Source organism: Paracoccus sp. J39 (assembly GCF_000518925.1).
Lineage (GTDB): Bacteria > Pseudomonadota > Alphaproteobacteria > Rhodobacterales > Rhodobacteraceae > Paracoccus.
Window position 1 is genome coordinate 61942 of record NZ_JAEN01000008.1, and the last position, 21428, is coordinate 83369.

16 protein-coding genes are annotated in these 21428 nt (G+C 69.1%); 5 read left to right on the plus strand and 11 right to left on the minus strand.

Going from position 1 to position 21428, the window contains the following annotated elements:
- The first annotated feature begins 4 nt into the window (after positions 1-4).
- On the plus strand, positions 5-934 hold the full coding sequence (aztC, locus tag L632_RS0109740) for a zinc ABC transporter substrate-binding protein AztC (RefSeq protein ID WP_028712742.1): 930 nt from the start codon (positions 5-7) through the stop codon (positions 932-934).
- A gap of 61 nt (positions 935-995) precedes the next feature.
- Positions 996-2234: a metallochaperone AztD gene (locus L632_RS0109745; RefSeq protein ID WP_028712741.1), complete on the plus strand. Its 1239-nt coding sequence runs from the start codon at positions 996-998 to the stop codon at positions 2232-2234.
- Between the two features lie 61 nt (positions 2235-2295).
- On the opposite strand, the gene L632_RS0109750 is transcribed toward L632_RS0109745, so the two are convergent.
- Both L632_RS0109750 and L632_RS0109755 read right to left on the minus strand, forming a co-directional pair.
- Positions 2296-4287 carry a PhoX family phosphatase gene (locus L632_RS0109750; protein WP_028712740.1) on the minus strand — a complete coding sequence of 664 codons (1992 nt, stop codon included), beginning with the start codon at positions 4285-4287 and terminating at the stop codon, positions 2296-2298.
- 289 nt (positions 4288-4576) lie between these two features.
- Positions 4577-5350, minus strand: a complete 774-nt coding sequence (locus tag L632_RS0109755; RefSeq protein WP_028712739.1) for an SDR family oxidoreductase — start codon at positions 5348-5350, stop codon at positions 4577-4579.
- A 32-nt stretch (positions 5351-5382) separates the two neighbouring features.
- Between L632_RS0109755 and L632_RS0109760 the strand changes: the two genes are divergently transcribed.
- Complete coding sequence (locus L632_RS0109760; protein ID WP_232220962.1) at positions 5383-6393, plus strand: LysR family transcriptional regulator; 1011 nt, start codon at positions 5383-5385, stop codon at positions 6391-6393.
- 4 nt (positions 6394-6397) lie between these two features.
- Here L632_RS0109760 and L632_RS0109765 read toward each other — a convergent pair whose 3' ends face one another.
- Entirely contained in the window at positions 6398-7330 is a 933-nt protein-coding gene (locus L632_RS0109765) for a LysR substrate-binding domain-containing protein (RefSeq protein ID WP_028712737.1), read from the minus strand.
- Between the two features lie 113 nt (positions 7331-7443).
- On the opposite strand from L632_RS0109765, the gene L632_RS0109770 reads away from it, so the two are divergent.
- The gene (locus tag L632_RS0109770; protein ID WP_028712736.1) at positions 7444-9417 is read left to right on the plus strand and encodes an NADH:flavin oxidoreductase; all 1974 of its coding nucleotides are present in this window, start codon (positions 7444-7446) and stop codon (positions 9415-9417) included.
- Between the two features lie 134 nt (positions 9418-9551).
- Here the strand turns inward: L632_RS0109770 and L632_RS0109775 are convergent, their stop codons facing one another.
- From L632_RS0109775 to L632_RS0109810, 8 genes are all read right to left on the minus strand, one after another.
- Complete coding sequence (locus L632_RS0109775) at positions 9552-11012, minus strand: NAD-dependent succinate-semialdehyde dehydrogenase (protein WP_305809637.1); 1461 nt, start codon at positions 11010-11012, stop codon at positions 9552-9554.
- Complete coding sequence (locus L632_RS0109780; RefSeq protein WP_028716725.1) at positions 11009-12061, minus strand: tartrate dehydrogenase; 1053 nt, start codon at positions 12059-12061, stop codon at positions 11009-11011. Before L632_RS0109780 ends, L632_RS0109775 begins: the two co-directional genes overlap by 4 nt.
- 11 nt (positions 12062-12072) lie before the next feature.
- Complete coding sequence (locus tag L632_RS0109785; protein ID WP_028712733.1) at positions 12073-13536, minus strand: aldehyde dehydrogenase; 1464 nt, start codon at positions 13534-13536, stop codon at positions 12073-12075.
- 115 nt (positions 13537-13651) lie between these two features.
- Positions 13652-14977, minus strand: a complete 1326-nt coding sequence (locus L632_RS0109790) for an FAD/NAD(P)-binding oxidoreductase (protein ID WP_028716726.1) — start codon at positions 14975-14977, stop codon at positions 13652-13654.
- On the minus strand, positions 14974-15273 hold the full coding sequence (locus tag L632_RS0109795) for a (2Fe-2S)-binding protein (RefSeq protein ID WP_028716727.1): 300 nt from the start codon (positions 15271-15273) through the stop codon (positions 14974-14976). The genes L632_RS0109790 and L632_RS0109795 overlap by 4 nt, the downstream gene beginning before the upstream one ends.
- Positions 15270-17237, minus strand: a complete 1968-nt coding sequence (locus tag L632_RS0109800; protein ID WP_028712730.1) for a hydantoinase B/oxoprolinase family protein — start codon at positions 17235-17237, stop codon at positions 15270-15272. Before L632_RS0109800 ends, L632_RS0109795 begins: the two co-directional genes overlap by 4 nt.
- A gap of 4 nt (positions 17238-17241) precedes the next feature.
- Entirely contained in the window at positions 17242-19275 is a 2034-nt protein-coding gene (locus L632_RS0109805; protein ID WP_028712729.1) for a hydantoinase/oxoprolinase family protein, read from the minus strand.
- Positions 19276-19350: 75 nt separating this feature from the next.
- Positions 19351-20232 (minus strand): LysR family transcriptional regulator, encoded by an 882-nt coding sequence (locus tag L632_RS0109810; protein WP_028712728.1) that lies wholly within the window; start codon positions 20230-20232, stop codon positions 19351-19353.
- 100 nt (positions 20233-20332) lie between these two features.
- On the opposite strand from L632_RS0109810, the gene L632_RS0109815 reads away from it, so the two are divergent.
- Complete coding sequence (locus tag L632_RS0109815; RefSeq protein ID WP_028712727.1) at positions 20333-21427, plus strand: FAD-binding oxidoreductase; 1095 nt, start codon at positions 20333-20335, stop codon at positions 21425-21427.
- The last annotated feature ends 1 nt before the right edge of the window (position 21428 follow it).

Genomic DNA, 21428 nt, shown 5'->3' on the forward strand with positions numbered 1-21428 from the left:
TCCCATGAAAGACTGGCTCTTCCGCATCGCCGCCTGCTCGGCAATCACGCTTTCTTCCTTTGCGGCTGCGCAGGCGGAACCGCTGGACGTGGTCGCGACCTTCTCGATCATCGGGGATTTCGCGGCAGAGGTCGGCGGCGATCGGATCAGGCTGAACGTACTGGTCGGCCCGGATTCCGACACGCATGTCTATGAGCCGCGCCCGGCCGACGCGATCGCGCTGGCCGGCGCCGATGTGGTGCTGACCAACGGGCTGGAGTTCGAGGGCTTCCTGACCCGCCTGATCGCCGCCAGCGGAACCGATGCCGCCGTCGCCACCCTGACCGACGGGGTTGAGACCATGGAGGAGCCGGGCGGCGGCCATTACCACTATATCGACGGCAAGGCGATCTTCCATGCCGGCGCGCATGATCCCCATGCCTGGCAATCGGTGCCGAATGCCAAGATCTATGTGCAGAACATCGCCGCCGCCTTCTGCGCCGCCGATGCCGAGGGCTGCCCCGCCTATGAGGCGAATGCGGCCCGCTATGCCGGCGAACTGGACGCCCTCGATACCCAGATCCGCAGCGCCGTCGCCGCCCTGCCCGAGGACCGCCGCACCGTGGTGGTCGCCCACAACGCCTTCCGCTATTTCGAAGCCGCCTATGGCGTGGATTTCCTGTCGCCGCAGGGCATCTCGACCGAATCCGAGGCCGCTGCGGCCGATATCGCGGGCCTGATCCGCGAGATCCGCGACCGCAAGGCCGCGGCCATCTTCGCCGAGAACATCAGCGACACGAGGCTGCTGGAGCAGATCGCGCGCGAGGCCGGACTGCCGCTGGCCGGCACGCTCTATTCCGACGCGCTGTCCGGGCCGGACGGTCCCGCGTCCGACTACATCGCGATGATGCGGCACAATGCCGGTGCCATCACCGCGGCGCTGGCCGCCGACTGACCCGACCGCGCCGGGCCGCTTCAATTCCTTCATCCCGAACCTCATCAAGGAGAGACCATCCATGTTCAGACAACTCGCGGGCGCCAGCACCCTGGCGCTGATCCTGGCCGGCGGCGCCGTCGCCCAGGATCACGACCACGACCACGATCACGACCATGGCGACGTCACGCTTTACCGCGTCTTCGTCGGCGACCATGAAAAGGGTCAGGTCACCGCGTTCGACCTGTCCGAACCCGACCATCGCTGGACCTTCCCGACCACCGGCCAGGTCAAGCTCTATTCCGTTGCCGGCGGCGCGGTGGTGGCCGCGGTGCAGTCCGATGCCGATACGGTGCAGTTCATCCGCAGCGGCATCTCGTTCCACGACCACGGCGACCATCGCGACATCGAGGTGGGCGATCCCGCGGCCATCGACGCCAGCCTGACCGGGCCGCGCCCGTTCCACTTGGTCGAGCATGACGGCAAGGTGGTGCTGAACTACGACAATGGCGGCTATGCCGAGATCCTCGACGGCGGCGCGCTGGCCGAGGGCAAGGTCGAGCCGGTGAAGTTCCCGCAGGCCCGCGCCCATCACGGGTTCGTCGCGCCCTTGGGGGGAAGCTGGCTCTCCACCGTCGCCTCGGACGAGAAGGTCGAGGGCGACGCCTCGGTGCCGCGCCTCGGCCTGCAGGCCTTCGATGCCGAGGGCAATCCGGCGGGCGAGCTGGCCACCTGCACCGCGATCCATGGCGAGGCCTTCTCGGGCGCCTATCTGGCCGCCGGCTGCAAGGAGGGCGTGCTGACCGTCAAGGCCGGCGCGAACGGCCCGGAATACAAGCTGCTGCCCTATCCCGAGGATCTGCCGCAGGGCGTGACCACCGGCACGCTGCTGGGTTCGACCGGCATCCAGGTGTTCCTGGGCAATTACGGCCCCGACGGGCTGGTGGTGCTCGACCCGGTGGACGAGCCGCATTACCGCTACATCAAGCTGCCCTTCCGCCGGGTGGATTTCGCGCTCGACCCGGCCAAGCCCTCGACCGGCTACGTGCTGACCGAGGACGGCAGCCTGCACCGCATCGACCTGCTGAAGGCCGAGATCGCGGCCAGCGCCAAGGTGACGGAGCCCTATTCGATGGACGGGCATTGGAACGACCCGCGCCCGCGCATCGCCATGGCCGGCAATGAAATCGTCGTCACCGACCCCAACGCAGGTCTGGTGCGCCGCATCGCGACCGAGAGCCTCGAAGAACTCGGGACGGTCGAGGTCGAGGGCAAGCCCTACAACATCGCCGTGACCGGCGGCAGCGGCGTCACGCATTGACGCAGGCACGACACGAAAGGGGGCGGTTTTCCGCCCCCTTCTTTAATTCGGGCAGGACGTATCAGCCGATCCGGCCGCCGCCCTGTTTCGTGATCGCCACCACCGCCGGGCGCACCGGCATGTCGTCGCGGAAATCCGGCCAGCGGGTCGACAGGTCCTCGTAATAGGACGGCCGGCCGTGGCCCTCCCAATCCTCGCCGCCGTCGCCGGGATGCTGCACCGCCACGAAGAAGGTGGTCAGGTCCGGCGTCGGACAGGGGCCGCACATCTCGGCCCCCACGGGCACGCGATAGAACAGCCGCGAGGTGCCGCGCGCCGCGCCCTCGACATCCACCGCCCAAAGACCATCCGTGCGCCCGGTATCCGAAGGCGAATTGCCGTCGGTCGAGACCCAGAGCCGCCCGTCGCTGTCGATGGCGCAATTGTCGGGCATGCCGAACCAGCCATTCGCCGTGGTTGCGGTCGAGAAGGTCGCGCCCACCTCGGCCACCGAAGGATCGCCGCATTGCAGCAGGATCTCCCAGCTGCCCTTGGTCGCCGCCAGATCGCCCCCGTCCTCGAGGATCTCGATGATATGGCCGAAGGCATTGTCCACGCGCGGGTTGGCGGCATTCGCCTCTTCGCGCTTGGTGTTGTTGGTCAGCATGACATAGGCCCGGCCGGTCTCGGCATTGGGCTCGATATCCTCGGGCCGGTCCATCGGCGTCGCACCCAGCAGGTCGGCGGCGCGGCGGGTCTCGATCAGCACGTCGGCCTGGCTCTCGAAGCCGTTCTCGGCAGTCAGCGGTCCCTGCCCGTGCACCAGCGGCAGCCAGACGAAGCTGCCATCCTCGTCGAAGCGCGCGACGTAAAGCGTGCCTTCGTCCAGCAGGTCCAGGTTCGCGGCGCGGTCCTCGGGATCATAGCGGCCGGCGGTCACGAACTTGTAGACATAATCGAAACGCTCGTCGTCGCCCAGATAGAAGACGACGCGCCCGTCCTTGGCCAAGGCGCTCGCCGCGCCCTCGTGCTTGAAGCGGCCAAGCGCGGTGCGCTTCTTCGGGGTCGAGTTCGGGTCCATGACATCGACCTCAACGATCCAGCCGAAGCGGTTGGGCTCGTTCGGTTCCTTGCCGATGTCGAAGCGGTCGTGGAACTTGCCCCAGGCATAGCTGTCCTCGGGGATGCCCATGCGCTTGTAGTTCTCGGCCTCGGGGTGGCCTTCGGGCAGCGCGCCGGTAAAATAGCCGTGGATGTTCTCCTCGGCCATGATGTAGGTGCCCCAGGGCGTCACGCCGCCGGCGCAATTGTTGATGGTGCCCAGGACGCGGGTGCCGTCCGGATCGGCGGCGGTCTGCATCCGCGCATGCCCGGCGGCCGGACCGCGGATATCCATCGGCGTCTTGGCGGTGATGCGGCGGTTCAGCGCGCCGTCCAGCACCGGCTGCCATTTGCCGTCCACCTTGCGGATCTCGATCACCGTGCCGCCATGCGCGGCCATCTCGATGTCCACGCGGTCCTCGGTCGCATCGGCGACGGCGATCTTGCCGTCCTCGACGGTGACGATGCCGGGGAACATCAGGTGTTCGTTGGTATATTCGTGGTTCACCACCAGCAGGCCGCGGTCATCGGCGCCGTCCAGCGGGATGAAGCCGACGAAATCGTTGTTATAGCCGAACTGGCGTTCCTGCGCGGCTTCGGACTGGTTCAGCGGGTCGAATTCCGGCGCGTCGGCAAAAACCTTGTCGCCCCAGCGCAGCAGGATGTCGGCGTCATAGCCCTGGGCCACGTGATGGTCGGCATCGACGCCGGCCGTCACCTCGGGGAAGTCGAAGGCCGAACCTTCGACGGCATCCTGGGCGCGCGCCTCGTCGGCGGCCAGCAGGGCGAAGGGGCTGACGGTGGCCGAGATGGCGGTCGCGGCCATCGAGCCCTTCAGGAAACCGCGGCGCGAGAAGCGCGCGGCGATGATCTCGCCCATGGTGCGGTTGTCGGTCGGATTGTGGCCCGGTCCGTCAGCCTCCTCCAACTGGCTGGTGCGGAAGACATGGCGGGACGGATGTTGCTCGGTCATGAGACGCTCCTGGCTGATGGCGCGGCCCCGGCCGAAGACGGGACCGCCCCTTCCATAGCGGCCCAGTTTGACCAAAGAGTGACAGTGACCTTCCCTTTCAGTTCCGGGATGATCCGCAGCACGGGGAACGGCAGGCACAAGAGGTTGAACGCGGTTTGATCCCGGTTCCGGCCGACACGCGGATCTGGCCGATGGCAGGCGGCATGGGCAAGGGTTTTGCGACGCAGGCCGAGGCGGGGCTGAAGCAGGATCGTTCGCCGGGCCTTTCTTCGTCTTCGGGCAGCCTATCCTATTTGGTCGTGTAGCCGCCGTTGACAAGAATGGTCTGCCCGGTCATCCACCAGCCCTCCGAGACCAGGAAGCGGATATGGGGCACGATGTCCTCGATATCGGTCAGGCCGGTCCTGGAGAACCTCGAAAGCGCCGCCGCCGTCCTGTGATAGGCAACCGCATCCTCGCCCTCTGCCGGATAGAAGAAGGGCGTATCCATCGGGCCCGGACCGATCGCAGTCACCGAGATGCCGCGATCGCCGAACTCCTTCGACGCGGCGCGGGTGAAATGCTCGACCGGCGCCTTGGTGCCGGCATAGGCCGCATAGAAGGGCGTGAAGGCGCCCAGCAGCGAAGTGACGAGCGTGCAGATCTTGCCGTTGTCGTTGAGATGCTTGCCGGCTTCCTTCAGGAAGAAGAAGGCGGTCTTGGCATTCACCGCCGCCATCTCGTCATATTCGGCTTCCGAAACTTCGACGATGGGCTTCTTCAGCACCTTGCCGACGGTGTTGATGGCGATGTCCGGCCTGCCGATGGCGGCGATCGCGTCGCCAAAAAGCCTTTCCATCGCTCCGGCGGTGGTCAGATCGGCCTGCAAGGCGATGGCCTCGGCACCAGCGGCCTTGACGGCGGCGACGGTCGCGTCGGCATCCGCCTTGGTCGATGCGCTGTTGTAGTGGATGGCGATGGCTTTCGCGCCGTGCCCGGCAAGATCGCGCGCGACGAGCCCGCCGAGATTCTTCGCACCGCCGGCGATGATGACGGTCTTGCCCTTGATGCTGTGGTCGGTCATGGATCGTTCTCCTTTGTCCGCAGGGCGCCGGTATGGGCGCCGCTTCCGTCCGGACAACATACCGTATGGAAATTGTGGATAAATCCGGCTATTCTGACATCACCTGTCAGAAAAACGGCACAATAGGGCAGCCGAACTTGGACCGCATCGACCTGTTCCGCGTCTTCACCCGTGTCGTCGAATGTTCCAGTTTCACCCGGGCCGCCGACACGCTCGGCCTCCCACGCTCATCGGTGTCGGCGGCCGTGCAGGAACTCGAGGGTCGCGTCGGCGCGCGCCTGCTGCATCGCACCACGCGCCGCGTCTCGCCGACGCAGGACGGCAGGGCCTTCTATGATCGCTGCCTGCGGGTCATTTCCGATGTCGAGGACACCGAGAACCTGTTCCGGCAGACGGCGGCGCAGCCCTCGGGCAGGATCAGGGTCGACGTTCCGGGCCGGATCGGGCAGCTGATCATCGCGCCGGCCCTGCCGGAATTCCTTGATCTCTACCCGCAGATCGACATCGACCTTGGTGTCACGGATCGGGCGGTGAACCTTGTCGAGGACGGCGTGGATTGCGTGCTGCGCGTCGGGCCGCTTGACGATTCCGGGCTGATCGCAAGGCCGCTCGGCAAGCTGGCGCTGATCAATGTCGCCAGTCCCGCCTATCTCAAGCGCCATGGCATTCCGGACAGCCCCGACCGCCTTGGCGCCCATTGGGGCGTCAACTACGCTTCGCCCTCCAGCGGCAGGGTCGAGGAATGGGAATGGATGGACGGCGGAATCCTCCGCACCCGGCCATTGCGTGCCCGCGTCACCGTCAACAGTGCCGAAGCCTGCATCGCCTGTTGCCTGGCGGGTCTCGGACTCATCCAGATCCCGGCCTATGATGTCCGCGCGCATCTCGAAGCCGGAGAGCTTGTCGAGGTGATGCCCGATCACCGGGCCGAGGCCCTGCCGATGACATTGCTCTATCCGCACCGGCAGCATCTTTCACGCCGGCTCCAGGTGTTCGCCGACTGGCTGGAGGCGCTGCTGAGGCGGGACGTGATCGCGGAATAGCCGGTCATCGTCCTTGCTCGGCCGTATCGGGGCGAGCATTGATCGCCGCCAGATCCTCGGCCATCCTGCCTGCCAGCCATTCGCAGATCTGCGGAACCACCGGCGGCAAGGGTTTCGACCGCGGTGCGATCAGGGAATGCTGGCGGCCCGTGCGCAATCTTTTGTCCGACGCTTCAACCATCCTTCCCTCGCGCAATGCACGCGAGACGACGCTGATCCAGCCAAGCGCGATGCCCTCGCCCCGCTCGGCCGCCTGCAGGATCACGGAATAGTCGGAAAAGCGGTGCCACTGTCCCGACCGGGCGAAGCCGGGGCCCAGCAGCCTTTGCCAATGGGCCCCGTGCGCGTCATCGAGGTTCAGGAAGACATGGCCTGACGGATCGTCCGTCAACGGTCCCCGCTTGGCCAGATAGTCGGGGCTGCAGACGGGCAGGATGACCTCGGGCGCGAAGGGCCAGACATGATAGCGCGGGTCGTCGTCGCGCACGATCCGGGTGGCGATGTCTGCATGGGCGGGCGGCTCGCCCAGCATGCCCGGGGCCAGGTCCAGGCGCAACTCGATGCCCGGAAAGGCGGCTTTGAAGCTGCCCAGCCGGGGCAGCAGCCAATGGGTCGCAAAGGAACTGGAAAAGGACAGCGTGACCCGGGTCCGGGCAAAGCGGTCCTGCGCCTCGGCAATGGCCGCGCCGATGCCGGCAAAGCCTTGGGAGACGGCGTCGAAGATGCGCTGCCCGTCTGCGGTCAGGGCGATGCCCGCCGGGCTGCGGTCGAACAGGCGCAGGCCCAACTCGGCTTCAAGCTGGGCGACGGCCCGGCTGACCGAGGGTTGGGTCACGTTGAATTCCCGCGCCGCGGCCGAGAAGCTGCCGGTGCGCGCCGCGGCTTCGAAAACGAACAGCGCGCGCGTGGCTGCGCCCAGTCGGAGCGGAGGGGTCATGCCTGCAGCGTATACCCCCTGTCAGGATTATCAAGCTTCCTGCCACGCCCGTCCTCGCGCAGGTTGAAAGGACAGCTTGCGCCCGGAAGTGCCGCTGCAGACAGGACCACAGCATGCCGATGATCGCCCCCGACGCCCCATCAGACGACCCGCTTCTTCGCCCCTTCCGCCTGCGGGGACTGCAACTGCGCAACCGTGTCGTCAGCACCAGCCATGCCTCGATGCTGGACGATGGCGGAATGCCGGGGGAGCGTTACCAAGCCTATCACGAGGAGAAGGCCAGGGGCGGCATCGGCATGACGATGATCGGCGGCTCGGCCATGATCTCGCGCGATTCCAGCTGGGGCGGGGGGCAGCTGAACCTGGCGGATGACGCGGTCATCCCGCATCTGGCGGCGATGGCAGAGCGGATCCATGGCCAGGGGGCGGCGATCATGTGCCAGATCTCGCATCTGGGCCGGCGGGCGACGGCGCTTGGCGGGGCCTGGCTGCCGGCCATTGCGCCCTCCCGCGTGCGCGAGACCCGGACCCGCAGCTTTCCGAAAGAGATGGACCGCGCCGATATCGACCGGGTGATCGCGGATTTCGCCGCCGCCGCCCGGCGCTGCCAGGAGGCGGGGCTGGACGGGGTCGAGACGCTGACCGGCGGGCACCTGATCGGCCAGTTCCTGTCGCCGCGCACCAACCATCGCAGCGACGGCTTCGGCGGATCGCCTGCCAACCGCGCCCGCTTCGCGCTGATGGTGCACGAGGCGATCCGCCGTGCCGTGGGCGACGATTTCGTGGTGGGCATCCGCTATGTCGTCGACGAAGGCGGCACGGACGGGCTGACCGCTGGCGACGCTCTGGACATCGCCCGGATGATCCAGGCCGAGGGGCATGTGGACCTGTTCGACTGCATCTATGGCCGCATGGACAGCGACCTGCTGTTGACCGAGGACAACATGCCCGGCATGTTCCAGCCCTCGGCCCCCTATCTGGCGCATATCCGCGCCTTCCGGCAGGCGGTGTCGCTGCCGGTCCTGCACGCGGGCGGCATCCGCGACGTGGCCACCGCGCGCCATGTGCTGCGCGACGGGATCGCGGATCTGGTCGGCATGACGCGCGCCCATATCGCCGACCCGCATCTGGTCGCCAAGATCGCGGCCGGGGTCGAGGATCGCATCCGCCCTTGCGTCGGCGCCTCCTATTGCCTGTATCGCAAGGCGCATTGCGTCCATAACCCCGCGACCACGCGCGAAACCACCCTGGGCCACGCGATCCCCCGGTCCCCCGCGCCGCGCCGCGCCATTGTCGTGGGCGGCGGCCCGGCGGGGATGGAGGCCGCGCGCGTGCTGGCCGAACGCGGCCACCGCGTCACCCTGATCGAGGCTGCGGCGCACCTTGGCGGGCAGATCCTGGTGGCGGCCAAGGCTCCGGGGCGCCGCAACCTGCTGGGCATCATCGACTGGCGGCGCAGCGAATTGGAGCGGCTGGGGGTGGATGTCCGCCTGAACACCTGGGCCGAGGCCGCCGACATCCTGGCCGAGGTCCCCGACATCGTCGTCGTGGCGACCGGCGGCATTCCCGACCTGGACTGGCTGGAGGGGGCCGAGCATTGCCACAGCACCTGGGATCTGCTGACCGGCGCGGTCGCGGCCCAGGGCGAGGTGCTGGTCTATGACGGCACCGGGCGGCAGGCAGCCCCGTCCTGCGCGCTGAAGCTGGCCGATGCCGGGCGGACCGTCACCCTTGCCACCCCCGACGCGGTCCCTGCGGCCGAGATGCCCTATCAGGACGCGACCAGCTTTCGCAAACGCTTCTATCAGGCGGGCCTCGCCATCCTGACCGATCATGCCCTGATCCGGGTCGAGCGCCGGGGAAACCGGCTGCGCGCCACCTTGCGCAACGAGATGACGGGGGCGGAACGCAGCCTGGACGTTGCGCAGGTGGTGATGGAACACGGCACGCTTCCGGTGGACGATCTGTTCGCCGAATTGCGCCGGTCAAGCAAGGGCTTCGCGCTGCACCGGATCGGCGATGCGGTCGCCAGCCGCGACCTGCATGCCTCGATCCTGGATGCCTATCGGCTGTGCCTGGGGTTGTGACGGCGGGCCTTGGGCGCAGGCCTTGGGGTGGGCTTCACCCCGCCGCGCGCCCGGAAAAAGGTGGGTAAAACCCCACCCTGCAGGCCGCTTGCCCTTTCATGGGGGTGTGACAGCGTTTCGAGAAGGGGCGGGCCTTACAGCCCGCCGAAATGGAACGCCTTGGTTTCCAGATATTCCTCGATCCCGTCCTGCGCCCCCTCGCGGCCAAGGCCCGAGGCCTTGACGCCGCCGAAGGGCGTTTCGGCATGGCTGACCGCGCCGGTGTTCAGCCCGACAAGGCCGAACTCCAAGGCCTCGCCCACGCGGAAGGCGCGCGCGATGTCGCGGGTGAAGAAATAGGCGGCCAGGCCGAAGGGCGTGCCGTTGGCGATGGCCAGAGCCTCCTCCTCGGTCTCGAAGCGGAAGATCGGGGCGACGGGGCCGAAGGTTTCCTCGGCGGCCAGCTGCATCTGGGTCGTGGCGCCGACCAGAACCACCGGATCGGCATAGGCATCGGGCAGATCGCGCGCGGCGGTGGCGCGGGTCGCGCCCTTGGACAGCGCGTCCTCGACATGGGCGCGGATCTTGGCGATGGCGGCGCCGTTGATCATCGGGCCGATGGTCGTGCCCTCGGCCGTGCCGGGGCCGACCTGCAGCGCATCGACACGCTTCGCCAGCGCCGCGACGAAGGCGTCGTGGATGCCCGACTGCACCAGGATCCGGTTCGCGCAGACGCAGGTCTGCCCGCCGTTGCGGAACTTGGACAGCATCGCGCCCTCGACCGCCGCGTCCAGGTCGGCATCGTCGAAGACGATGAAAGGCGCGTTGCCGCCCAGCTCCAGCGACATGCGCTTCAGCGTCGGCGCGCATTGTTCCGCCAGCAGCGCGCCGACGCGGGTCGAGCCGGTGAAGGACAGCTTGCGCACCACCGGGCTGGCGGTCAGCGTGGCGCCGATCGCCTCGGGGCGGCCGGTCAGGATGTTGATGACGCCCGCCGGGATGCCCGCGCGTTCGGCCAGCACGCCAAGCGCCAGCGCCGAATAGGGGGTGAGGTCCGACGGCTTCACCACCATCGTGCAGCCCGCCGCCAGCCCCGGCGCCACCTTGCGGGTGATCATCGCGATGGGAAAGTTCCAGGGCGTGATGATCGCGCAGACGCCCACGGGTTCCTTCATCGCAAAGACCTTCTTGCCCGGCACGGGCGAGGGGATGATCTTGCCGTTGATCCGCCGCGCTTCCTCGGCGAACCAGCGCAGGAAGGAGGCGCCATAAAGCACCTCGCCCCGCGCCTCGGCCAGGGGCTTGCCCTGTTCCGCGGTCAAGATCTGCGCCAGGTCGTCGGCGTGGTCCAGCATCAGCTGATACCAGCCCATCAGCAGGTCGGCGCGCTCGGCATGGGTGCGCTTGCGCCAGGCCAGCATGGCGCGTTCCGCGGCGGCGATGGCCTGCGCGGTTTCATCTGCCGTGCAGTCGGGCATGGTGCCCATGGCGCGGCCGGTGGCGGGGTTCATTACCTCCATGTCGGGGCGGGCGATCCACTGGCCGTCGATCAGCGCGGCCTGGCGGAACAGGCCGGGATCGTTCAACTGCGGGCCGAAATCGGTCATCTGGTTCATGCTTGTTCCTCCAGCGCGGCCAGGACGGCTGCGGTAATGGCATCGGTGCCGTGCAAGCCGGGGCGGATGCCGATGCCCCGGGCGGTGGCGGATTCGATGGCGGCCAGCACCGCATCGGCGGCGGGCTTTTCGCCCAGGTGCTCCAGCATCATCGCCCCCGACCAGATCGCGGCGATGGGATTGGCGAGGTTCCTGCCCGCGATGTCGGGGGCCGATCCATGCACCGGCTCGAACATCGACGGGCCGCTGCGGTCGGGGCAGATATTGGCCGAGGCCGCGAAGCCCAGGCCGCCCTGGATCGCCGCGCCCAGATCGGTCAGGATGTCGCCGAACAGGTTCGAGGCGACGATCACGTCCAGATCCTGCGGCGCCATCACCATCTTGGCGGCCATGGCGTCGATATGCATGGGACTGACGGTCACGTCGGGATATTCGGCGGCAACCTGCTGCGTCACCTCGTCCCAGAACACCATCGAGTATTTCTGCGCATTGGATTTCGTGACCGAGGTCAGATGCCCCCGCCGCGCCCGCGCCTGTTCGAAGCCGAAGCGGATGATGCGCTCGACCCCCTTGCGGGTGAAGATCGCGGTTTCGGTGGCGACCTCGTTGTCGCGGCCCTGGTGGACGCGGCCGCCGGCGCCGGAATATTCGCCCTCGGTGTTCTCGCGGATGCAGAGGATGTCGAAGCCTTCCGCCCTCAGCGGACCTTCCACGCCGGGCAGCAGCCGGTGCGGACGGATATTGGCATATTGGTCGAAGGCCTTGCGGATCGGCAGCAGCAGCCCGTGCAGCGACACCGAATCCGGCACCGTGGCGGGCCAGCCGACCGCGCCCAGATAGATCGCGTCGAAGGCGCGCAGCTGCTCGATCCCGTCCTCGGGCATCATGCGGCCGGTGGCCAGACAGGTCTCGCAGGACCAGTCGAAGCGGGTCGGTTCCAGCGTGAAGCCGAAGCGCGCGGCGGCGGCGTCCAGCACCTGCATCGCGGCGTCGGTCACATCCACGCCGATGCCGTCGCCGGGGATCAGCGCGATCTTGTGGGCGGTCATGGTCTTCTCCTTCAGATGTCGATCAGCACCGATTTCGTGCGGCGGTTCGCGGCGAATGCCTCGCGCCCCAGATCCTTGCCAAGCCCCGAGGCCTTCCAGCCGCCGGTCGGCAGGATATGGTCGCGCGACCGGCCATAGCGGTTGACCCAGACCGTCCCCGCTTCCAGCCGCCGCGTCAGGCGCAGGGCGCGGGACAGGTCGCGGGTGAACAGCCCGGCGCAAAGGCCATAGGTCGGGTGCTGGGCCAGGGCCAGCCCCTCCTCCTCGGTGTCGAAGGTCTGGAAGGTGGCGACCGGGCCGAAGATTTCCTCGGTCACGGCGGGGTTGTCGGCCGAAACGCCGCCGATCAGGGTCGGCCGGTAGAAGCTGCCCTCGTGATCGAAGCGGGTGCCGCCGCACAGGATCTCGCCGCCCTGCGCCCGCGCCGCCTGCACGATGCCGTCGATCCGCCGCAGCTGCGGGTCCGAGATGATGGGCGAGAAGCCGGGGCTTTCCGCCCAGGTCGGCGCCGGGCGCGGCCTGGCGAAGCGGTCGGCCAGCCGCGCGGCCAGCGCATCGGCGATGCCGCGCTGCACGATGATGCGCGATCCGGCGATGCAGAACTGGCCGGCATTGGGCAGGATGCCGCGTTCCAGGCAGGTGGCGGCCAGGTCGATATCGGCATCGTCGAACACCAGCATCGGGCTTTTGCCGCCCAGCTCCAGGGTCATCGGCTTGATGCCGGTGCGCGCGATATTCTCCATGATCGCCGCGCCTGCGCGGGTCGAGCCGGTGAAGCTGACCTTGTCGATGCCGGGATGCCCGGTGATCGCCGCCCCGGTGACCGGCCCGTCGCCCAGGACGACATTGACCAGCCCCGCGGGAATGCCTGCGCGCACCGACAGTTCGGCCATGTAAAGCGTGGACCAGGGCGTCATCTCGGACGGTTTCAGCACCACGGCATTGCCTGCGGCCAAGGCCGGCGCCAGCTTCCAGCCCGCCATCGAGATCGGGAAGTTCCAGGGCGCGATGGCGCCGACCACGCCATAGGGCTCGGCCGCGATGAAGCCCAGGCTGCCCGCGCCCGTGGGCACCAGGTCGCCGCCTTCCTTGTCGGCGAATTCGGCGAAGAAGCGGATCTGTTCTGCCGTCACCGGCACGTCGCCTGCGGCCACATGCGCGACGGGGCGGGACGAGCAGACCGCCTCCAGCCGGGCGAGCACCGGGGCCTCGGCCTCGATCAGGTCGGCCCAGGCATGCAGCGCGCGCAGACGGTCGCGGGGATGCAGGGTCGCCCATCCCGACACGGCAAGCGCCCGCCGCGCCGCCGTCACCGCGCGGTCAACCATGGCCGCATCGGCCACCGGGACATGGCCGATCACCCGGCCGCTGGAAGGCGCGCGCACCTCAAGCCGCGCCTCGTCCTCGACATAGGCGCCGTCGATGAAATGGCCTGCGGGCAGGGTCAGGGACAGGGGATCGAAGGCAAGGGTCATGGCATCCTCGGCTGTTGGGACAAGGGTGGCGCGGGGCGGCCGGCGAAAGCTGCCGAAGGGGCGCGTCGGGCAGCAGAAATCACCGTGCCGCACCGGGGCACGGAAGATTATGCTGTCAGTCCTCCAGCAACGCGCCGACGGGCACCGGGCGCACCGGGGGCTGGCCGCGCAGCCGGCCCACCTCCTGCGGGGCAAGACCGGCGTGGCGGGCGATCAGCGCGGCGGCGGCAAGCTGGCAATAGCGACCCTGGCAGCGGCCCATGCCGATGCGGCCCAGGGACTTCACGCGATTGGCCTCGGCCCCGCCCAGGCCTGCGGCATCGCGCATCTGCCCCAGGGTGATCCCCTCGCAGCGGCACAGGACAGCCGCATCGGGCAGCGCATCCAGCTGGCCCGAGGGCCAGGGAAAGGCACGAGCCATCGCGGCGGCGAAGCGGTGCAGCCGCCGGGCACGGCGCAGCAGCGCGCGCGTGCCGGGCGTGGCGATTCCCAGGTCGGTCAGGCAGGCATTGGCGGCCAGGGCACCCGCGACCTCGGCGCCGTCCGCACCCAGGATGCGCAGCCCGTCGCCCGCCAGATAGAGGCCCGGCCCCGCCCGGCCCATCTCATCCGCGACCGGCAGCCATTGCGCCCAGGTGTCGGACCAGGCAAAGCGCGCGCCCGCCAGGTCGGCCAGTTGCGTTTCCGCCCGCAGGTGCCAGCCAAGCGCCACCGCGTCGCATTCCGTGACCTGCGCCCGGCCCCTGCCATCGCGCCAATGGACCGCATCCGCGGCGATCCGCTCCAGCCGGACGCCGGCGTGATAGAGCCGCCCAAGCCGCGCCCGCATCGCCAGTCCCCGCGCCGTCACCGCCGGGCGGGCCAGGGCCATGCCGATGCCGCCCCGCATCTGCGTCGCCAGGGACGAGGTGTCCAGCACCGCCGCGACCCCTGCCCCCGCCGCCAGCAGCTGCGTCGCCACCAGGGTCAGCAGCGGCCCCGATCCTGCCAGCACGATCTGCCGCCCGATGGCCACGCCCTGCGCCTTCAGCGCGATCTGCGCCGCGCCCAGGGAATAGACCCCGGCACGCTGCCAGCCATCCACCGGGACCAGGCGATCGGTGGCCCCCGTCGCCAGGATCAGCCGGTCATGGGGAATGCGTGCCGCACCGACATGCGCCACCCCGTCGCGGATCGCATGGACCGCGGATTGCGGGCGATAATCCACCTGCCCCGCCGCCACCATGGCGTCGAACAGCGCGTGCAGCGCCCGCGCCTTCCCGGCCTCGGAGCCGTAGAGCTTTTCCGGCGGGCGGGTGAAGCCTTCGGGCGGGCGGCGATAGATCTGGCCGCCGGCCCGCGCGGCTTCGTCCACCACGACCGGGCGCAGGCCCGCGCGGACCAGCCGCTCTGCCGCGCGGATGCCCGCAGGCCCGGCGCCGACGACCAGCACCCGCGTCATGCGGGCCACCCTTGCGGCGCCTCGGAAAGCAGCCGCATCCCCGCCGCAAGGGGCGTCGAGCAGGCGCGCAGGCGCGAGCCGTCCTCGGCCCAGATCCAGCAATCCTGGCAGGCGCCCATCAGGCAGAAGCCCGCGCGCCGCTCCGGCCCGAACTCGGCCGGGCGCAGCGATCCGGCGCCGGTCAGGATCGCGGTCAGCACCGTGTCGCCCATCAGCCCGGTCATGTCCCGCCCGTCGAAACGGAAGGCCACCGGCGCGCGCCCCGTCTCGGCCAGCCGGACCAGTTGCCCGGTCATTCCGCGGCCTGCGCAAGGGCCGGGCGCGGCAGGTCGGGGAAACGCGCGCAGACGGCATCGAAGGCGCGGTGCACGGCCTCGGGGCCGTTGCCCTCCATGCGGCGGAAGATCTCGGTCTTGGCGAAGAAGCGCCAGTGGATCGGCAGCGCCGTCAGGATCGCCGTCAGGGCCTCATAGGCGGCGCTGGTCCAGCGCGCCTCGAAGCCGTCGCGTTCGGGGCCGAAATGGAAATGCCCCTGATGTTCCGTCGCCTGCGCCCGCAGCGCCGCCGTGGCATCGGCATCGCCGACGACCACGCCGTAATCGCGCCGCGCCGCATCGGCCGAGACATAGCCCCGCGCCACATCCTGCTCGACGCGCCAGACCTCGCGCTCGAAGGGGTTGCCGCGCCCGCCGCCGCCGGCGGAACGGATCATCAGCACATCGCCGGGGCCAAGGATCGCGGTATCGGCGGACCCGGTGCGCCGTTCCTCGGGCGTGCCGGGGTTCACGATCATCTCGGCCAGGCCCGCAGCCTTGCCGCCCAGGATCCCCCAGGGGCGGAAGAGGCTGCGGTCGCGGTTGCGCGCGGTGATGCGGCTGTCGGGGGCGAAGACGCGGAAGGCCATCTCGGTGGCCAGCCCGCCCCGCCAGCGACCGGCCCCGCCGCTGTCCTGCGCAAGGCCGTAGCGGACGAATTCCACCGGCACCTCGGTCTCGGTGATCTCGATGGGAGTGTTCTTCAGATAGGCCGCGTCCGCGCCCGAGCCGTTGGTGCCGTCGCGCCAGGGCATGCCGCCGCCGCCGCCCACCACCGGGTTCACGGCAGCGATGACCGTCTTCTGCGTGCGCTCGTCCCGCGTCATCACGTTGATGATGCAGTTGTTGCCGGCGGGCGCGGCGGGCATCCGGTCGGGAATGGCCTGCGAGAATGCCCCGAAGATCACCGACCGCAGCCGCGCGCAGGTCAGCGACCGCATCCCCACGGCAGCGGGCGCGACCGGGTTCAGCACCGTGCCTTCCGGCGCGATGCAGGTGAAGGGCCGCGTCAGCCCGGTGTTCAGCAGGATGCGCGGGTTGAGCGTATAGAGGACGTAATAGACCCCCACCAGCAGCATGGTATGGCGCGGATCCCCGCCCGAGGGCACGTTCAGCGAACTGCCAAGCTGCGGGTCCGATCCGGTGAAATCCAGCACCGCGCTGTCGCCGCGGATCTTCAGGGTCAGGTTCAGCCGGCAGGGATTGGCCTGGTCGCTGTCCTCGTCGGCGTAATCGGCGAAATGGTAATCCCCGTCCGGGATCGCGCGCAGGATGTCGCGGGCCTGCGCCTCGGCCTGGTCCTTCAGCGCCGCGACGCCCTGGACAAAGCCCTGCTTGCCGAAACGGGCGATCATCTGGTGCACCTTGCGCTCGCCGGTGTTCAGCGCGCCGACAAGCGCCTTGATATCGCCGATGTTCAGCGCGGGCTTGCGGACATTGGTCTGCATGATCCGCAGGATCTGCTCGTCGAAGACGCCTTCGTTCACCAGCTTCATCGGCGGAAAGCGGATGCCTTCCTGGTGGATCTCGGTCAGGGACCGGGACAGGGACGCCGGCACCGCGCCGCCCATGTCGGTGTTGTGGATATGCCCGCCGGTCCAGGCGACGATCTCGCCATCCGCGAAGACCGGCTTCCACAGGTGGGTGTCGGGGGCATGGGTCGCGACATGGCCGGAATAGGGGTCGTTGGTGAAGGCCACGTCGCCGGGGCGGTAATCGTCCACCATGGCGATGGCCCGGCCATAGGTCAGGCCCGGATACCAGGTCGCGCCCAGGTCCATCGGCACCGCGAAGGTGTCGCCGCCCTTGTCCATCAGCATGACGGTGAAGTCCTGCGTTTCCTTGACGAAGGCGGAATGAGCGGTGCGGTGCAGCGTATGGGCCATGTTCTCGGCCGCCGCGCGGGCGTGGTTGGCCAGGACCTGAAGCGTCATCTTGTCGAACATGGGCTTACTCCGCAAAGCTCAGGTGGATGTTCAGGTGGTCGTCCACCCGGGCCGTCGCGCCTTCGGGGATGGCGAAGGTGGTGTCTTCCTGCGCGACGATGGCGGGGCCGTGGAAACTTGCGCCCCCCGTCAGGTCCGCGCGGTCATAGAGCGGGATCTCCTGCCACGCCCCCAGATGCACCGGCACATGGCGCGCGGGCCGGGCGGGGGCGGGATCGCCCGTCTCTGTCGGAAATTCGGGCTTCGGCCCGGCACCGATGGCGGACAGGCGCAGGTTCACGATCTCGATCCGGCCCTCGGGGTCGTCGAAATCGTAAAGACGCAGATGCGTGGCGTGGAAGGCCTGCGCGATGCGGGCGGGATCGTTCAGCCAGGCGGGTTCCAGATCGACCTCGATCTCGTAGCTCTGGCCGGCATAGCGCATGTCGGCGGACAGGCGCAGATCGGCGGCGCCGTGATGGCCCTGGGCGGCCAGCCAGGCGCGACCGTCATCGGTCAGCGCCCGGAACGGCGCGGTCAGATCCGCGCCCAGATCGGCAAAGACCGTGCGGATGAAGTCGCCGCGCAGATCGGCCACCAGACCGCCAAGCGCAGAGACCACGCCCGGACGGCGCGGGGCGATGACGCGCGAGATCCCCAGTTCGCGCGCCAGGAAGGCCCCCAGCATCGGCCCGCCGCCGCCAAAGGGCATCAGCGCGAAATCCCGCAGATCGACGCCGGCGCGCGAGGACAGCTTCTCGACCTCGACGAACATCTCGGAAATCGCGATGTCGAGGATCGCCTGCGCGGTTTCCTCGGGGCTGCGGCCAAGCTGCTCGGCCAAGGCAGCAACGGCCTGCCGGGCCAGCGCCACGTCCATCTGCAACTGGCCGTAGGCCATCTGGCTGTGGCCCAGCCAGCCGCAGACCGCCATCGCATCCGTCACCGTGGCCTGTGTCCCGCCGCGTGCGTAGCAGGCCGGACCGGGGTTCGATCCCGCCGATTCCGGCCCGACGCGCAGCACCCCCTGCGCGTCCACGCTGGCGATGGAGCCGCCGCCGATGCCGATGGAGCTGACTGAGACCGAGGGGATGTGCAACGGAAACTCGCCGATCAGCTCGTCCGATCCGAACTGCACCTGCCCGTCCACGATCAGCGCGAAATCGGCCGAGGTGCCGCCGATGTCCAGCGTCAGGATACGATCCTCGCCGGCCTGACGGGCCAGCCAGCTTGCGCCGATCACGCCGGATGCCGTGCCCGACAGCAGCATCGACACGCAGTCGCGCCGCCCCTCGGCCGCGGTCATCAGCCCGCCGTTCGACTTGGTCAGCATGGCGCGGGCCGGAACCCCCTGCCCCGCCAGCCGCGATTCCAGCGCCGTCAGATAGCCCGCGACGCGCGGGTGGACATAGCCGTTCAGGATCGCGGTCGAGCTGCGCTCGTATTCGCGGATCACCGGCCAGACCTCTGCCGAGGTGAAGACGAACAGATCGGGCGCCTGCGCCTCGATCTGCGCCTTGACGGCGGCCTCCTGCGAACCGTCGCGCCAGGAATGCAGCAGCGCCACGATCACCCCCTCGGCGCCTGCGGCCTTGGCGCGGGCCACGGCATCGGCGATGGCGACCCCATCGGGGGCGAGGGTCTGGCGGCCGTCGGCGCGCATCCGGGCGGGGATGCCGAAGATCATGTCGCGCGAGACCAGCGGGTCGGGCCGGTGGCAGAACAGCGAATACATCTCGGGCATCCGCAACCGGGCGAGCTCGATCACATCCTCGAAGCCCGCATTGGTGATCAGCGCCAGGCGCGCGCCCTTGCGCTGGATGATGGTGTTGATGCCGACCGTGGTGCCGTGCACGAAGCGGCTGACCGTCGCCGGATCCAGCCCCTCGCGTTCGGCCAGCAGCCGAAGCCCTTCCAGCAGTTCGGCGCCGGGATCGTCGGGCGTGGTCAGCACCTTCAGCGATGCGACGCGGCCCGAGGTCGCCTCCAGCGCGCAGAAATCCATGAAAGTGCCGCCGATATCGACGCCGATCTTCCAGTCCGCTACGGTCCCGTCCATTCCGCCACTCCGTCATTGGTCGAGGCGATGGAACCAGAAGCGGCGATCCGCGTCCAAGACGCAAAGCGGCGCGGGCTATAAGTCGGGCTTATGCCTTCGGATCGTGTCCCGCATCAGGCTTTCCGCGCGCGACAGCACGCGGCCCTTCAGCGTCAGCAGCGACAGGGGCAGCGCCGCATCGTCCAGCAGCGGGCATTGCCGGATGCCCGCGAATTGCGCCCAGGGCAGCAGGGAATCGACCACCGCAATCCCCAGCCCCGCCTGCACGAAGCCGACGGCGGTGATCGACATGTCGATTTCCAGGACCGGCTCGAACCGCAGGCCCTGGGCGCGGGCCGCCTGGGACAATTCGTGATGCGGCCGGGTCGCCGCGCGATAAGAGATCAATGCCTGATCCTGCAGGTCGGCAAGCCTGAGCCCGTCGCGGTCCAGGAACGGATGGCCCGGCGGCAAGAGACAGGTAAACCGCGTGCCCCCCAGCGGCTCGACGTCGATATCGGGCGGCATCGTGTCGTCCAGCGCCAGCGCCAGCATGGCATCCCCTGCGCGCAGCATGGTGATCAGCGAGGCGACCGGGGCGACATGGGCGCGCACCAGGATGTCGGGATGCGCCTTGCGATAGGCGGCCAGCACCTCCGGCAGGAAGGACATCGCCGGCGGGGGCGAGGCCGCGATGCGCACCAGCCCCGCCCGCCCCTGCCGTAGGTCGGCGGTCTTGCGGCGCAGCCCTTCCAGCCCGCCGAACAGCCGCTCGGCATCGGGCAACAGCTCCAGCGCCTCGGGCGTAGGGTGCAGGCGGCCCTTTTCGCGGGTGAACAGGGCGAAACCCAATTCGTCCTCGGCATGCAGCAGCACCTGGCTGAGGGCGGGTTGCGAGATGTTCAGCATCCGCGCCGCGGCGGTGATCGAGCCTGCGCGCATCACCGCCACGAACACCTCAAGCTGCCTGGCCCGCATCACCACCCCATAGGTTCGACTTATGGCTCACCCAAGAACCCGTCCTTGACCCTTCATGGCCCAGGGCGTTCCCTTGGGCAAGATTTTCGGGGGAACGCGGATGTCGGCGATCGTTCTGGGTGGCGGCTTGATGGGCAGCGCAACGGCGTTCTTCCTGGCGCGCCGGGGCATCGCCGCGACCCTGATCGACACCGGCCGCATCGGCGCCGGGGCGACCGTCGCATCTTTCGGCAACATCCGGCGCAGCGGGCGCTACCTGCCGCAATTGCCGCTGGCGCATCGCTCGCTTGCCCTGTGGCACCGGCTGGAGGCGCTGCTGGGCCGCGACGTGGAGTTTCGCGCGACGGGCCATCTGCGGCTGATCTTCGACCCCGAGGGCCTGGCCCTGATGCGCGGCTTTGCCGAAGACGCCCGGCCCTGGGGCTTGGATCTCGAAGAGCTGGGCCCGGACCAGATCCGGCAGCGCTTTCCGGGGCTTGGTCCGGAGGCCATCGCCGCGTCGTTCTCGCCCCGCGACGGCTCGGCCAACCCGCGCCTGATCGCGCCGGCCTTTGCCGATGCCGCGGCGCGGGCGGGGGTGCAGGTGGTGGACCAGGCGCAGGTGCTGTCCGTCAAGCCCGGCTTTACCGTCGAGACCTCGCGCGGGACCTTCCATGCCGATCGGTTGGTCAACTGCGCGGGCCATCACGGCGCGGCTCTGGCGGCGCAGTTCGGCGAACCCGTGCCGATCGAGGTTCGCGGCCCGCAGATGGCCGTGACCGAGCCCCTGCCGCACCGCATCCTGCCGGTCGTCGGGGTCTGGTCGGCGGATCACGGCGCCTATCTGCGGCAGGTCGAACGCGGCAATGTGGTCTTTGGCGGCGCGGTGGACCGGGCAGCGGTCGGCGCGGATGGCCGCGCCCATGCCGACCCTGCCCGCCTGCCCGCGCAATTGCGCGCCGTGGTGCGCCTGTGCCCGGCCCTGCGCCATGTTGCCGTTATCCGGCAATGGTCGGGGGCCGAGGGCTATGTCCGCGACGGCCTGCCGGTCATGGGCGCCTCGGGCACCACGGCGGGGCTGTTCCATGCCTTCGGTTTCTGCGGCCACGGCTTCCAGCTGGGCCCCGGCGTGGGCGATGCGATGGCGGAACTGGTCGCCACAGGCCGCTGCGAAACGCCGCTGGAGGATTTCCACATCGGGCGTTTTGCGGCATGAG

Excerpts from the sequence above, each read along its gene's own strand:
- aztC (WP_028712742.1), top strand. The coding sequence starts at position 5 with ATGAAAGACTGGCTCTTCCGCATCGCCGCCTGCTCGGCAATCACGCTT.
- L632_RS0109745 (WP_028712741.1), top strand. The coding sequence starts at position 996 with ATGTTCAGACAACTCGCGGGCGCCAGCACCCTGGCGCTGATCCTGGCC.
- L632_RS0109750 (WP_028712740.1), bottom strand. The coding sequence starts at position 4,287 with ATGACCGAGCAACATCCGTCCCGCCATGTCTTCCGCACCAGCCAGTTG.
- L632_RS0109755 (WP_028712739.1), bottom strand. The coding sequence starts at position 5,350 with ATGACCGACCACAGCATCAAGGGCAAGACCGTCATCATCGCCGGCGGT.
- L632_RS0109760 (WP_232220962.1), top strand. The coding sequence starts at position 5,383 with ATGGGCGCCGCTTCCGTCCGGACAACATACCGTATGGAAATTGTGGAT.
- L632_RS0109765 (WP_028712737.1), bottom strand. The coding sequence starts at position 7,330 with ATGACCCCTCCGCTCCGACTGGGCGCAGCCACGCGCGCGCTGTTCGTT.
- L632_RS0109770 (WP_028712736.1), top strand. The coding sequence starts at position 7,444 with ATGCCGATGATCGCCCCCGACGCCCCATCAGACGACCCGCTTCTTCGC.
- L632_RS0109775 (WP_305809637.1), bottom strand. The coding sequence starts at position 11,012 with ATGAACCAGATGACCGATTTCGGCCCGCAGTTGAACGATCCCGGCCTG.
- L632_RS0109780 (WP_028716725.1), bottom strand. The coding sequence starts at position 12,061 with ATGACCGCCCACAAGATCGCGCTGATCCCCGGCGACGGCATCGGCGTG.
- L632_RS0109785 (WP_028712733.1), bottom strand. The coding sequence starts at position 13,536 with ATGACCCTTGCCTTCGATCCCCTGTCCCTGACCCTGCCCGCAGGCCAT.
- L632_RS0109790 (WP_028716726.1), bottom strand. The coding sequence starts at position 14,977 with ATGACGCGGGTGCTGGTCGTCGGCGCCGGGCCTGCGGGCATCCGCGCG.
- L632_RS0109795 (WP_028716727.1), bottom strand. The coding sequence starts at position 15,273 with ATGACCGGGCAACTGGTCCGGCTGGCCGAGACGGGGCGCGCGCCGGTG.
- L632_RS0109800 (WP_028712730.1), bottom strand. The coding sequence starts at position 17,237 with ATGTTCGACAAGATGACGCTTCAGGTCCTGGCCAACCACGCCCGCGCG.
- L632_RS0109805 (WP_028712729.1), bottom strand. The coding sequence starts at position 19,275 with ATGGACGGGACCGTAGCGGACTGGAAGATCGGCGTCGATATCGGCGGC.
- L632_RS0109810 (WP_028712728.1), bottom strand. The coding sequence starts at position 20,232 with ATGCGGGCCAGGCAGCTTGAGGTGTTCGTGGCGGTGATGCGCGCAGGC.
- L632_RS0109815 (WP_028712727.1), top strand. The coding sequence starts at position 20,333 with ATGTCGGCGATCGTTCTGGGTGGCGGCTTGATGGGCAGCGCAACGGCG.